Here is a 13,459-nt window from a genome sequence, read left to right as displayed (position 1 = left end):
CTATGCGAGTGAACAGGGGCTTTTTAGTGTTCTAGAGACTAGACGTTGAAGCGGAATTCCACGACGTCGCCATCGTGCATCACGTAATCCTTGCCTTCCATGCGGACTTTACCGCGAGACTTTGCCTCCGCCATTGAACCGGCGGCGTCCAAATCTTCAAAGGACACAACTTCAGCCTTGATGAAACCACGCTCAAAGTCGGTGTGAATAACACCCGCTGCCTGAGGAGCGGTATCGCCCTGGTTAATGGTCCAAGCGCGTGATTCTTTCGGACCTGCGGTGAGGTAAGTCTGCAATCCCAGTGTGGAGAAGCCAACACGAGCCAGCTGATCTAGACCAGACTCGTCCTGTCCACTCATTTCAAGCATCTCTGCAGCTTCTTCGTCTGAAAGTTCGACCAAGTCAGCTTCGAGTTTTGCGTCCAGGAATACGGCTTCTGCAGGTGCAACGAGATTGCGCAGTTCCTGCTGCTTTTCTTCAGAGCCCAAAACACCTTCGTCTGCATTGAACACGTAGATGAAAGGCTTGGTGGTGAGAAGGTTCAATTCTTTGAGCAGGGAGAAATCTAGACCAGCTTCTTTTTGCTGGGAAATAAGGGTATGCCCCTCTTCAAGAACTTTCTGCGCCTTCTTGTATTCCTCCAGTGCGGCGGCGTTGCCCTTCTTAATCTTCACAGCCTTTTCGAGGCGAGGAATAGCGTTTTCAAGAGTCTGCATATCTGCTAGAACGAGCTCGGTGTTGATGGTTTCCATATCGGAAACGGGGTCAACTTTGCCGTCCACGTGAATGACGTCGGGGTCGTCGAACACGCGAACAACCTGCGCAATTGCTTGCGCGTCGCGGATGTTGGCGAGGAACTGGTTGCCCAACCCTTCACCCTCTGATGCGCCACGCACGATACCTGCGATATCCACGAAGGACACGGTTGCAGGCAGAATGCGTTCGGAACTGAAAATTTCAGCCAAACGGTTCAAGCGCGAGTCTGGGAGGTTCACGACGCCGATGTTAGGTTCGATGGTTGCGAAGGGGTAGTTCGCCGCCAGAACGGTGTTCTTGGTCAATGCATTAAAAAGGGTCGATTTGCCAACGTTGGGCAGACCCACAATTCCGATAGTTAAAGCCACAGGTTTTACCTTACCTTCTTTGATGTGCAAGCCCTAAGAATCCGGGCGAGTGAAGTATCTCTAAACCAAACTTTAGACCATGACAAATGTCAGTCTAAATCAGTGACAAAACGTATAAAACTGGCTCTAGTGGCTCGCCGCTCCCCCAAGATTCAACAGCACCACTCCGCCGATAATGAGGCCCACGCCCACGACCTTGGTAACCGTTAGCGGTTCGCCTAAGAAGATAGCGCCAATGGCAACGATTGCGGCGGTTCCAAGACCCGACCACATCGCATAAGCCACGCCTACCGGGATATCGCGTACTGCCTGTGCTAGCCCAAAGAAAGAAACCCCGTAGAGCCCCAGGCACAGCAAAGTCGGCAGTATTTTAGTGAATCCATCCGTATTTTTCAGCAAAGAAGTTGCCAGCAGCTCAGCACCAATAGCTAGCGCAAGAAACAAATAAGGCACACGAGCCCACTTTCGAAGAACAGTTGAATTTTTGAGGGGAAGCCTCCCTAGAAGATAAGGATATCTCTCGTGTAACCCAGCGCTGCAAAACATGTGGTGGAGGCGATGAACGCTACCGACAAGGTTGAGCTATTACTTTGAACGAGTACCTCATATGAGGTACCAGAAAAGTTCACGAGGTACAGTTTCAAGACGGTATCTCGCGTGATTTTCTGGTATCTCGCCAGAGACGTGCGGGAAATTCTGCAAGGATCGGCTAATTACTCTTATTTTGTCAGTCACTCGTGGCAATGTTGAACCATGAATTCTTTGACCCTGGTTCTTGCCCTAGCTCTGGCGCTCATCCTTGGTATTGCGGTGGGCTGGTTTTTAGGACGCGCGGGCGCTGGCCCATCCGGCGCCCTGCAGAACGAAAACTCCCAGTTGCGTGCCGATCTTGCAGCGGCGTCGCAAGCCCGCGATTTGCTGGCAGAACGCGTGGAATCCTTAGAAGAACGCTCCCGCGCCGATGCCGATGTGCTTCAGGCACTCGCCCCGGTCAAACTACAGCTCGCCACCATGGAAAAATCGGTGCGTTCGATGGAAACCCAGCGTGCCGAACAGTTTGGCTCAGTATCCGAGGCATTGAAGAATTCTGTACAAACACAGGAACAGCTGCGTGACGTCACCTCAACACTTTCTACCGCTCTGCGTTCCAGCTCTGCGCGCGGTACCTGGGGCGAGGCACAACTGCGGCGCGTGGTTGAAGCGGCAGGGATGACCGACCATGTTTCCTTCTCCGAGCAAGTTTCAGCCACCGCAACCAGTGGCAAAGATGAAGACCGCGCGGTCCGCCCCGATATGGTCATCAATCTACCCGGCAACAAAACCATTGTCGCCGATTCTAAAGCACCGCTGAATTCCTATTTACGAGCGCAAGATGCCGACGACGACCAGCTGAAAAAAGCCGAACTTTTGCGCCATTCTAAAGCAGTGAAATCGCATGTTGATGCGCTGGCGAATAAAAAATACTGGGCTGGATTCGAGGCTTCTCCCGAACTGGTGTTGTGCTTTATACCCGCTGAATCTGCCTTATCTGCTGCGCTGACGGCAGACCCCACGCTATTGGACTACGCCGCATCGAAGAACGTGGCTCTCGTTTCGCCGGTCTCTTTACTTTCCTCGCTCAAAGCGATTTCATTCTCCTGGCGTCAAGATGCGCTGACCGACAACGCCCGCGAACTATTTATGCTCTCCAAACAACTGTACGACCGTCTAGGAACAGCCGGTTCACATTTAGCGTCCATGGGTCGTATGCTCAGCCGCACGGTCGATTCATATAACGGATTGGTCGGTTCCCTCGAAACCCGCGTCTTTGTCACCGCGCGAAAAATTGCCGAGCTAGATTCGGCAAACCTCGTGGACGATTTACAGACCGAACCTATTAGCTCCACCGTCAAGCCTCTTACCGCCGTCGAATTTCTCGACGAATCCGAGACCGACTCCGCTGCCGAAACAACAAACTCAGATGCAGCGGACGACTCCTATCAGCAGTATCTAGCTGCCTTCAACAACGGCGATCTCGACGACCCAGAACCTTCATCTTTAGATGCGAGCGACCACATCCTCGATCCAGAACAATCAGCCTACGAACCCACCTTCGAAAATGTACCGCTGTGGGACCAATATCCCGAAGGCTTCAACGATGAACTCGACGACGACTACGACGGCCCCGCTATCATCACCGAGCGCCCCATTGACCAAGGCGCAGACAGCAAAAGAGCCGCTCACCCGAGCGGTGAGCAGCCCTTCGACTACGACTCATGGAACGAATAAATCACGAGATTGGATTGAAAAAGGAGCTCACGCCCTGCCCAATTCGCTTCGCTCTTACTTCCTCGCACGCTCGGAACCGCGAAGCTCATCTGGTCGGCTTCGCACCTCACATCCTAAAATCGCCCCACTGGGGCGATTTTTTAACGGATGAGGACTTCGTCGCGAAGTCGACCCGCTATAGGCTACGCCGTTAGCGGGTCGGCTTCGCTCCTCGTCCTCCCAACTGATTGCTGGTATCGCCGTCATTCTTCAACGCCGCGCGCAGCTCTTTCGGCAAAGAGAACAAAATATCTTCCTTAGCGGTCTCTACCGGCTGAACATCCTGATATCCGTAATCAGCCAGAAGACGCAATACGTCTTCCACCAAAACCTCAGGCACAGAAGCGCCGGAGGTCAATCCGACCGTCGCCACACCTTCAAACCAGGCTTCATCAACCTGGTTAGCAAAGTCAACACGCTCAGCACGACGCGCACCGTACTCCAGAGCGACCTCTTTCAACCGCACCGAATTGGACGAATTTGCCGAACCCACCACAATCACCAGATCCGCCTGCGGAGCAATCTCCTTGATAGCTCCCTGACGGTTAGACGTCGCATAGCAAATGTCGTCCGACGGAGGATCCTGCAGAGAGGGGAAACGCTCCCGCAACTTCGCCACAGTCTCCAAGGTCTCGTCAACGGAGAGAGTCGTCTGCGACAGCCAAACCACCTTATCGGGATCACGTACTACCACCTGATCCACCTCATCCGGTGAATTCACAATCTGAATATGCTCTGGGGCTTCTCCCGCGGTACCTTCAACTTCTTCGTGGCCAGTGTGACCAATCAGCAAGATATCGTAATCCTGCTTGGCGAACCGAACCGCCTCACGGTGAACCTTATTAACCAGCGGGCAGGTGGCGTCAATCGTATTCAAAGAACGCTCTTCAGCAGCATTCACAACTGCAGGTGAAACACCGTGCGCCGAAAAGACGGTCACAGCGCCCTCAGGCACTTCTTCTACCTCATCCACGAAAATAGCGCCTTGAGATTCAAGGGTCTCTACCACATGGCGGTTATGAACAATCTGCTTACGCACATAAACCGGAGCCCCATAGTGCTCCAGCGCTTTTTCAACGGCGATGACGGCGCGGTCAACCCCGGCGCAATAGCCACGAGGGGCAGCGAGCAAAACTTTTTTCTCTCCGTTCACTGCAGCAGCCGCTTCGATCTCTTCACGAGAACGGCGCGTACGAGGCACCTGCGGAAAGCCGAGTAATACTGAAGAATCAACCTGTGTTGTGGACATACCCTCTATCCTACTGTGTTCTGAAATGGGAGCGAGCGGGCGGAACGGTTCCTGGTAGAGAGCCCCGCGATCTGAGCGGCAATACCTAACGCGACAAGCACCGCACCAATAATCAAAAATGGAGCAACATACGATCCTGCAAAACCTGAGAGCGAATGGGCGTACTGGTTAGCTAGGCCTTGGATGAAGACCTGCCCTACGCTCGACGTTAAATTCAGCGAGCGAGCCGCCGTAGATATTCCCTCGGTGGCTAATGAACCGAACCACAATAACCCTCCAGCAATTAATACCGCGATGCCGATAAACAAAAGACGTCCACGAGGCCAGAGCAAGAATGCTAGGAAAAGAGCAACCGCTGCAAGAATAAGCTGTGTCTGCCAGGTTGCAGCAAAATTTTTCACACCGGTGACGACGTCGCGCAGGGACGTACCATTTGTTGCATCCAAGGTGATGAGGTGGCGGTCGCTACCGACTAAATCGGGGTCAAATCCCATAATGGAGCCAACCTGTTGGTCCACTTGCTGGTAAACCGCCGTGATGTCAATAACAGAGTCTGTTTTCGATTCGTCCAGGTTATAGGCGTGAGTGTCCATCATGACTTGATTCCATACCTGGGGGTAATTTTCCGAATCTACAACAGCCGTCGTCGCGCCTGTTACTACGCCCTCAACCTGGTCATAACCCCAGTCTTTTAAGGATCCAATGATATCTAAGGGGTTGAATATATCTTTAGAATCGCCTTCGCCCAAATACTGTTTGATGTTGTCAGATTGCATGACGTCGTGAGCCACGCCTTGGGCAAGCTCATGCTGAAATTCTTTGTCCTGAGCCATGTTGGCGCTGATGGCAGAAAATCCAGCGGGCTCAACAAAGTTTTTCTGAGCCCAATAGGCTGTGGCACCGCTAGCCCCCAGCAGAAGCGCCGTCAGAGCCAAAAGAACCGCCAAAAATTTACGGGCAGCGGAAAAACGCGGACGGGGCCGCGTTGCATAAGCCTCTTTCGCGGTAACAGAAGGTGCTGGTCGCCTTCTACGGTTTTCCGCTTCAACTGTAATATTGCGCCAGCTACCTGAGTTTTCAGGAGCTCTGCTCGACGCCGCGTGAGGGCGTGAAGATGGTTCTTCCGCTGAAAAAGAACCGGAATGCTGTTGGTTCGCCATGTGTTAACCGTACAGAATCAATATCTATTTACGCTGTGAGTTGAAAGTCAACCTGCCCACGTTTCAAATTTTTTCAGGCAGAAGCTAAAAACTTTCTAAAATGTCAGTGGTCGATGCCATGATATGTGCATGAGCGATTCTCTCGAACCCACTTTGGTTCCGGATAACACAGCCGACCCATCAGATGCTCGGCGTGATTTACCGGCGCGCGCTGCGCAAACCACCCCGGATAATCCCTGGCCGCTGCATATGCTTTCACACAAGCTCAATGGGTATATTGCACAGTGCTCCCCTACCTGGGTGGAGGGGCAGATTATCGAACTCAATAAGCGAGCGCGCGTTACCTATTTGACGTTGCGCGACGTCAATGAAGAAGTTTCGGTGCCGGTCACTCTTTTCGCCCAGGAAACTGCCCGTCTGTCCAGCGATTTAGAGCGCGGTCAGCGGGTAGTCGTTCAGCTCAAACCTGATTTTTGGGTCAAGACCGGTAGGCTGTCGATGCTCGGTCACGATATTCGACCGGTGGGTTTGGGCACCATGTTAGAGAGAATCGAAAAGTTACGGCAGCAACTCGCTGCAGAGGGGCTTTTCGAAGCTCACCACAAAAAAGCTCTGCCCGTTCTGCCCCATCGGATTGGACTGATTACCGGTCGAGATTCAGATGCGGAGAAAGACGTCATCCGCAACGCCACCCTGCGCTGGCCCTCTGTCGAATTTGAAATTCGTGAAGTAGCGGTACAGGGAGTGCACGCGCTCCGGCAGGTCACTGAAGCTCTTCAGGAGCTTGATGGGCGCGACGACGTCGACCTCATCGTGATTGCTCGCGGCGGCGGTTCTATGGAAGATCTATTGCCTTTCTCCGAAGAAGCGCTGGTAAGAGCTGTCTTTGCCGCTGAGACTCCGGTAGTTTCTGCTATCGGGCACGAAGCGGATTCTCCGCTTCTCGATTTCGTTGCAGATTTACGGGCGTCTACGCCTACGGACGCGGCAAAGCGAATAGTGCCTGATGTTGAAGAAGAACGTTTGCGCGTTGCCCAAGCGAGAGTCTATTTACAACGCTCTGTAGAGCAGCTCATCGAACGAGAAAGTTACGCGCTAGAACAGCTGAGGAGTCGACCGGCGCTGGCTCAACCTGATTCGACGTTGCTTCAACGAGAAGAAGATATTGATCGGCTTCGCTCGCGGGGATTCGCTGCGGCACAATTCCAGATTAATCGAGCCTCAGACGTCGTCTTTCAGCTCAAAGCCCGGGTACGGGCCCTATCACCCCAGCACACTTTAGAGCGTGGCTATACGCTTACTCAAAAAGCTGACGGCACGCTCGTCAAAGACGCCGCAGTTCTAGAACCTGGTGAGCAGATTGTTGTGCGTGCCGCGCACGGATCGGCAGAAGCCACAGTCTCCGCCACTTACTCTTCAAATATCTCAACATCAGAATAAGGAAACATCATGTCAGATCAGAACAACACCGAACATAAAAGGGCAGCCCAGAACATCGAATTCAGCGTTTCCGCTCAGGGCGCACCGGTTGAAGAGCTCTCCTATGAGCAGGCTCGGGCAGAACTCATGCAGGTGGTTTCGCGCATGGAGTCAGGGTCTTCGAATTTGGAAGAAACTATTGCTTTGTGGGAGCGTGGGGAGCAACTTGCTACCCGCTGTGAAGCGTGGTTGGACGGCGCCCGTCAACGTCTTACTGCAGCTAAAGAGGCGCGTTCATCCTCAGATACCGAATAGAGCGTTGGGAGTAGCCCATCCCAAGTAACAGACAAAAGACCGGTGAACCCCACCAGGGACACCGGTCTTTCAGAAGAACTAGCGCTCAATCAGCGCAAAAGACTGCCTAGTTCTGCTTGTAGTCATCAAGGAAATTCCCCAGCCGCTCCAATGCGGACTTTAAAGTCTGGGTATCGGGCAAGAAAACCAGGCGGAAGTGGTCCGGTTGCTTCCAGTTGAAGGCTGATCCGTGGCTGACGAGAATTTTCTGTTCTTTCAGCAGGTCAAAGGCAAACTGCTCATCGCTGGTGATGTTGAATTTATCGGTGTCGATGCGCGGGAAGAGATACAGCGCGCCGTCTGCCTGCTTGGTGCTCACGCCGTCGATTTCGTTGAGCATCTTAAAGGAAAGATCGCGTTGCTCTTTGAGGCGTCCACCGGGCAGAATCAGATCATTAATAGACTGGTAACCCCCCAGCGCCGTTTGAATGGCATGCTGGGCGGGCACGTTTGCACACAGCCGCATGGATGCCAGCAGATTGATGCCCTGAATGTAGTCTCGGGCTGCGTATTTGGGGCCGGCGATGGCAACCCAGCCAGCGCGGTAACCGCACACGCGGTATGCCTTGGAGAGTCCGGAAAAGGTGAGGCACAGGACGTCGTCTTTGGTCAGAGTTGCCATGTTGATGGCTTCAACGCCGTCATAGGTAATTTTTTCGTAGATTTCATCGGTGAAAATGATGAGCCCAAATTCATAGGCAATATCTACGATAGATTGCAGAACTTCCTTGCTATAGACCGCACCGGTGGGGTTATTGGGGTTGATGACCACAATTCCCTTGGTGTGTTCGGTAATCTTCGAACGGATATCTTCAAAGTCTGGCTGCCAGTCGTCCTCTTCGGAGCACAGATAATGCACCGGAGTACCCCCGGCGAGCGCAGTGGATGCCGTCCACAGCGGGTAGTCAGGGGTTGGAATAAGAATTTCGTCGCCCGGATCTAACAGCGCCTGCAAGGTCATGGGAATCAGCTCGGAAACGCCGTTACCCAGATAAACGTCGTTAGGTTCGAGGTTCAGAATTCCCTTGGTCTGGTAGTACTGCACAATGGCGGTACGCGCCGAGTAGAGACCACGTGAATCAGAGTAGCCCTGAGTTTCGGGAAGGTGCTGGATAATATCCATCATGATGGCATCTGGGGCTTCAAAGCCAAACGGCGCGGGGTTACCGATATTGAGCTTGAGAATACGGTGCCCTTGTGATTCCATACGCTGAGCTTCATCGAGTACCGGTCCACGAATATCGTAGAGAACGTTTTGAAGTTTTGCGGATTGTTTAAAAGATGCCATAGTGCCTAGGTTACTCCGTTGAACGTTCGAGCCAGAATTTTGCCACTTCTTCGGGTGTCATTGCTTCTGAGCCGTGGGTCAGTCTGTCAAAGGTTTTGAGATCGTCGGTTGTGATTTGGCGGGATACGGTGTTGACGGCGTCTTGAGCGCTGGAGGGCAACTCATTGACGCGCATAATCGGCACGATTTGCTGGGGAATAAAGATTCCTGCGGGATCGTCCAGAACTTTATATGCGTTTTGGCTGATTTGAGACGATGCCGAATATATATCCGCTACCTGTACCTCGTTGGACGCCAGTGCTCGGGAGAGCTCTGTTTGATCGTCAAAGATTTTTACAGCTTTTGGTTTGCACTGATAATACTCTGAGAGTGCTTTCAGCCCATGGGGCTTCTCACTAAATTTTGTGGTGACTCCGAAGGTTAGTTTTTTACAGAAGTCGCTGAGATCCGTCATGGAGTTAAGTTCGTATTTAGCAGCTGTAGCTTGAGTGACGACGAGCGCATCGCGGTTTTGGCCGTCCGAAGCTGCCAGTAACTGCAGGGTGCTGGGTAGCAGGCGGTCAATGGAATCGAGAATGTCGCTAGAGGACATAGAGGGCGCTTGCAGGGAGGTTTCCTGGGGTGATGGTGTGGCTAAAGCGGTGGGGGTTTCATTTGCTTCAGCGGATTCAGCGGAGGTGACTTCAGCGGAGGCAGACTGAGTTGCTTCTGCAGAGGCTTTACGTTGCTGTTCGATATAAGCAGTACTAAAAGCGCCGTTGTCAGTCAGCTCGTACAACAAATTACCCGAATAATCAGGGGTGAGATCGACTGTTGCTGGATCGGCAGAAGGTGTAATTCCGGTGGGAGAAGCTGAGGCGGTAGAAGCCTCTGGTTCTTCCAACCCGCCCATGGCGTTGAGGTAGTCTTCGCGGGTATCGCCGGTATCTACGATTTCAACAGAGTAGCCCGCTTCTTGAAGTGCCTGCGCATAGATATTAGCTACCGTTTCAGTTTCCTGGGAGAGTCCCTTAGAGATTTTGATGGTTCCAAATTCCGCGGCTTGAGGGTCTTCTTGGATCCCACCTGTACCACCGCAGCCACTCAGGGCTGCAAGGAGTCCGACGCTACTCAAAGCTACCGCGCGTCGTCGAGAGAGGGTGTGAGAGAGGTTCAGCATGCAGGTAGCTCCTTTTCCACGGCTTTGCTCCAGTCCAGGGCAGAATCGAAACCCATCATGGCTACTACGGCAGTCAGAAAATGCGGTGACATTGAATGTTTTGAAGCCTGTGGGATATAGAGGTCGAGCTCGTTCAGGGGAACCCATCGAGCGTCGTTAGTGCTACCGTCAGCTTCGATTGCGAATTCGCCAGAGACAATTCGAGCAGTAAAAACAGTGCGCAAAGCACAAAAGGTGGAACCATCTGGGCGATCAGAATACCCCGCGTGCACACCCACTAGCCCGTCAACCTGTGCCTCATAACCGGTTTCTTCAAAGACTTCTCGAAGGGCAGTCTGCTCAGGCTGTTCCCCTCTTTCCATTCCTCCGCCGGGCAGAGTCCACCCAGAAATGCGATGCCCCGCAGCGGTGACCGTTGAAAAATGAGTAAGAAGTATCTTGCCTTCGCGCACAATCACGCAGTAGGCGGCAGGTCTGGTATCCATAACGAGGGGCATGGTTCTATCTTAACGAATGTCTCAGCTACTCCTCACAGTACAGTCAATGTTCTCTGAAAACTCCCCAGAAATTGTGGGGGTTGCGCTCGCGGTGAGTACTCTTAAAAATATGCTTCTTTTTCCATTGGGCGCAGCCCTCACCGGTGATATTTATACGCTAGAAAACACTGCGGATGAAACGACTCATCTGTTTCAGCGAGTGCTGAGTACTGACTTTTGGTTGGATAAGCCGTTGCGTATCGTGCTTATCATCGTGGGGGCTATGATTCTGCGACTTGTGCTGGGGGTTGCCATTCGGCATATCACCAACCAAGTAGCCAAGGGAACAAGATACCGAATTGTTCCTGCCAAAGACCCGCACACGCAGGCAACTCAGTATGTGCCCGATAATCTGCAGAGCAATTCACGCCAGTCCCAACGCGCCAAAACGGTGGGTTCCGTTCTTCGCTCGGTTTCGGCCATCGTGATTTGGACCGTTGCTATCGTCATGATTATTTCTGAACTGGGATACAATATAGCCCCAGTTATTGCTTCGGCGGGTATCGCCGGCGTGGCGCTCTCTTTCGGTGCGCAATCACTGGTGAAAGATTTTCTCTCGGGTATTTTTATTGTGGCAGAAGACCAGCTAGGAATTGGGGACGTCGTCGATTTGGGCGAAGCCTCCGGCACAGTTGAAGCAGTCGGGTTGAGAACCACTCAGGTACGCGACGTCAACGGTACGCTCTGGCATGTGCGCAATGGCGAAATTTTGAGGGTGGGTAACTCTTCTCAGGGCTGGGCGCGTACCAATATCGATTTGCCTGTCCCTTACGATTCGGACATCGAAGAAATTAGTGAAATCCTACTCCAAGCTGCGCACCGCGCACTGAGCAACCCGGATATTAAACGCTCGATTATGGGTGAGCCAGAGGTTCTCGGGGTGGAATCTGTGACCGGTGAATCTCTTACCCTGCGTATCTCTGTTAAGACCGCGCCCAGTGAACAGTGGGCTGTAGCGCGGGTGTTACGAGTGGCGCTGAAGCGGGCTCTCGATGAAAACGGGGCTCGTATTCCGCTAGCTAACCAGTCGCTGGTTCGAACATTCAATCCTAAGACCCAGGAAATGCCCGTGGTTGCTCGAATACATCCTGAACCCGGCGAAGCTTCTTCCTAAGAGAGTTTTCTACCCACCTCAGCCACAAGGCTGAGGTGGGTTTTCTCTAGCGCTTCTTGCGGCCGCCTGAACCGCGCGGTGGAGCACTCTTGCCCTTTTGAGCTTGATGTTGGCGGACATTTCCATTGTTTTTGGCGTTACGCGCCTTGCGGTCCCGGGTTTCCCGGCGCGCATTCGCCGCACGTCGTTTTTGCTTGGCTTCTTCTTTTTCCCTCGCGGCTTTTTCTTTGAGGGTTTGCAGGCTTTCAGATCCTCGGTCTGATCCCGCCGTGCGTCCGCGGCAAATACCCACAAAATCTTGGATGATCTGTTCGTCCTCATTCGAGCGGAATTTTCGCTCCCACACCAGGCTGACGGCCGATTCATCCAGCTCTTCAACATACCGGTAGGTCAAATCTTTACGGTGGTGATAACGAGCGACCGATAGCGGAACGATAAGTAGCCCCAGTCCCGCTGCCACCAGCTCAACCGCATCGTGAATATGGCGCGTCGCCGGTAACTTCTGCGGATTCGCCTGCCGATAAGCAGCAGAAATTTCTGCCCACTGCGGTACCGTTTGAGGGTCTTGAAGCATGAATTCTTCCGCAAGTTCTGCCAGCGGAACAGAATCTTCATATACAGTAAGCACATGATCGGTAGGAAGCACTACTACTTGCTTTTCCCGGTAGAGATTAATAGCGTGAAAGCGTTTCTTATCTAAGCAGTCGGGTTCTTCTTCTGGACGCAACAACACCATGTGCGCTAACGGATTTCCTTCATGGGTTTGGTTCAGCGCATCAACTCCGCGCTTTTCCGCCAGGGGAATTTCTATAAGGGCGCGGTGAATGTCATAGCGCTGATGCCAGCGGTTGAACCATTTTCCAGGCATAACACCCGGTACATATCCCACGCGCAGTTGTTCGGCGTCCGGCGCCCAGCCAATATATTCTGCTTTCTCCGGCTGAAGTAGCAGCGGATGAAAATCTTCCAGGTGCACAAGAGTCATACCGCAAAGGTAGCACGGTCTGCAGGTCTTATTTTTGACGACGCCGCACGACGATAATCACCAGTACCACCACTGCAATGAGCGCCAGGGCCATAAAGGGTCTTTCGAGCCATGCCCAGAAGACTGCCATGCCTATAGTGCCATAGATGATTCCCCAGAGCAGAGTTCCCAAAAGCATGGCGGGAATCCAGCGAATTAAGGGCATACGGGTGAACCCGGTAGTTAGGATGACGGCGGTCTGAAATCCGACCGTGAGAAAGCACAGGGGCACAGCAAGGGCGCCCCATTGGTTGATAAATGCTTGCGCGCGCCGGTAGATGGGGCTATCCATAGCTCGTTGAAGTCGTTTAAATCGTTCGGTACCGGCAGAGGCGCTCCACCCTAGAGCGAATACGATGCTGGTGCGAAGGATTCCTATGATCCAAAAGAAAACGATTGCTAAGGACCAGTGCAAGCTGTCGATCCATTCGAACACGCATTCAATACTACCTGTGTGGTCTTCCCTCGGAGCTATCTGCTTCTTTGCTCGGCGTGAAGAACAGCATAGGGTGAGGTGATTCCAGAGTTTCTTCATTTCTTTAAAAGAAATATCTGGTCAACACAAAGTAATTAGGTTATATTTTTATTAGCTAATGATTTACGCCTTGTGGGAAGACGAAAATCGGCGGCTTTTTCAGAAGACTTTTCTTCCTGTGTGTGAAGCGGGGGTGGTCAACCGCTGGTTGACCACCCCCGCACTTTAAGTTGGGTTGTATGTCCCTGCT

At 52.7% G+C, this 13,459-nt stretch carries 13 protein-coding genes; 4 read left to right on the top strand and 9 right to left on the bottom strand.

Going from position 1 to position 13,459, the window contains the following annotated elements; translation table 11 throughout:
* Positions 1-38 precede the first annotated feature (38 nt).
* The gene (gene ychF / locus IDM48_RS03570) at positions 39-1,124 is read right to left on the bottom strand and encodes a redox-regulated ATPase YchF (protein WP_145175023.1); all 1,086 of its coding nucleotides are present in this window, start codon (positions 1,122-1,124) and stop codon (positions 39-41) included.
* A gap of 126 nt (positions 1,125-1,250) precedes the next feature.
* On the bottom strand, positions 1,251-1,577 hold the full coding sequence (locus IDM48_RS03565) for a DMT family transporter (protein WP_151147847.1): 327 nt from the start codon (positions 1,575-1,577) through the stop codon (positions 1,251-1,253).
* A gap of 300 nt (positions 1,578-1,877) precedes the next feature.
* Between IDM48_RS03565 and IDM48_RS03560 the strand changes: the two genes are divergently transcribed.
* On the top strand, positions 1,878-3,392 hold the full coding sequence (locus tag IDM48_RS03560) for a DNA recombination protein RmuC (RefSeq protein WP_190618082.1): 1,515 nt from the start codon (positions 1,878-1,880) through the stop codon (positions 3,390-3,392).
* A gap of 190 nt (positions 3,393-3,582) precedes the next feature.
* Here IDM48_RS03560 and IDM48_RS03555 read toward each other — a convergent pair whose 3' ends face one another.
* Entirely contained in the window at positions 3,583-4,680 is a 1,098-nt protein-coding gene (locus IDM48_RS03555) for a 4-hydroxy-3-methylbut-2-enyl diphosphate reductase (protein ID WP_190618081.1), read from the bottom strand.
* Between the two features lie 5 nt (positions 4,681-4,685).
* Entirely contained in the window at positions 4,686-5,840 is a 1,155-nt protein-coding gene (locus tag IDM48_RS03550; protein ID WP_190618079.1) for a bile acid:sodium symporter family protein, read from the bottom strand.
* Between the two features lie 129 nt (positions 5,841-5,969).
* Here IDM48_RS03550 and xseA point away from each other — a divergent pair, with 129 nt between their 5' ends.
* Positions 5,970-7,280, top strand: a complete 1,311-nt coding sequence (gene xseA, locus IDM48_RS03545; RefSeq protein ID WP_190618077.1) for an exodeoxyribonuclease VII large subunit — start codon at positions 5,970-5,972, stop codon at positions 7,278-7,280.
* A gap of 9 nt (positions 7,281-7,289) precedes the next feature.
* Positions 7,290-7,574, top strand: a complete 285-nt coding sequence (locus tag IDM48_RS03540) for an exodeoxyribonuclease VII small subunit (RefSeq protein ID WP_190618075.1) — start codon at positions 7,290-7,292, stop codon at positions 7,572-7,574.
* A 106-nt stretch (positions 7,575-7,680) separates the two neighbouring features.
* On the opposite strand, the gene IDM48_RS03535 is transcribed toward IDM48_RS03540, so the two are convergent.
* The 3 genes from IDM48_RS03535 to IDM48_RS03525 are packed head-to-tail and all read right to left on the bottom strand — an operon-like array spanning position 7,681 to position 10,557.
* Positions 7,681-8,901 carry a pyridoxal phosphate-dependent aminotransferase gene (locus IDM48_RS03535; protein ID WP_190618074.1) on the bottom strand — a complete coding sequence of 407 codons (1,221 nt, stop codon included), beginning with the start codon at positions 8,899-8,901 and terminating at the stop codon, positions 7,681-7,683.
* A 10-nt stretch (positions 8,902-8,911) separates the two neighbouring features.
* The gene (locus IDM48_RS03530) at positions 8,912-10,060 is read right to left on the bottom strand and encodes a glycine betaine ABC transporter substrate-binding protein (protein ID WP_190618072.1); all 1,149 of its coding nucleotides are present in this window, start codon (positions 10,058-10,060) and stop codon (positions 8,912-8,914) included.
* Entirely contained in the window at positions 10,054-10,557 is a 504-nt protein-coding gene (locus IDM48_RS03525; protein ID WP_083147094.1) for an NUDIX hydrolase, read from the bottom strand. Before IDM48_RS03525 ends, IDM48_RS03530 begins: the two co-directional genes overlap by 7 nt.
* A 91-nt stretch (positions 10,558-10,648) precedes the next feature.
* Here IDM48_RS03525 and IDM48_RS03520 point away from each other — a divergent pair, with 91 nt between their 5' ends.
* Positions 10,649-11,710 carry a mechanosensitive ion channel family protein gene (locus tag IDM48_RS03520; RefSeq protein WP_238398029.1) on the top strand — a complete coding sequence of 354 codons (1,062 nt, stop codon included), beginning with the start codon at positions 10,649-10,651 and terminating at the stop codon, positions 11,708-11,710.
* Positions 11,711-11,756: 46 nt separating this feature from the next.
* Here IDM48_RS03520 and IDM48_RS03515 read toward each other — a convergent pair whose 3' ends face one another.
* Together IDM48_RS03515 and IDM48_RS03510 are read right to left on the bottom strand one after the other, a co-directional pair.
* Positions 11,757-12,695, bottom strand: a complete 939-nt coding sequence (locus IDM48_RS03515) for a LysR substrate-binding domain-containing protein (RefSeq protein WP_190618070.1) — start codon at positions 12,693-12,695, stop codon at positions 11,757-11,759.
* A 28-nt stretch (positions 12,696-12,723) separates the two neighbouring features.
* Positions 12,724-13,170 (bottom strand): SNARE-associated domain-containing protein, encoded by a 447-nt coding sequence (locus tag IDM48_RS03510; RefSeq protein ID WP_190618068.1) that lies wholly within the window; start codon positions 13,168-13,170, stop codon positions 12,724-12,726.
* Positions 13,171-13,459 lie beyond the last annotated feature (289 nt).

The organism is Rothia amarae (assembly GCF_014705945.2).
Classification (GTDB): Bacteria; Actinomycetota; Actinomycetes; order Actinomycetales; family Micrococcaceae; genus Rothia; species Rothia amarae.
Note: the sequence above shows the minus strand (reverse complement) of the source record. Positions and strands in the feature narration are given on the sequence as shown.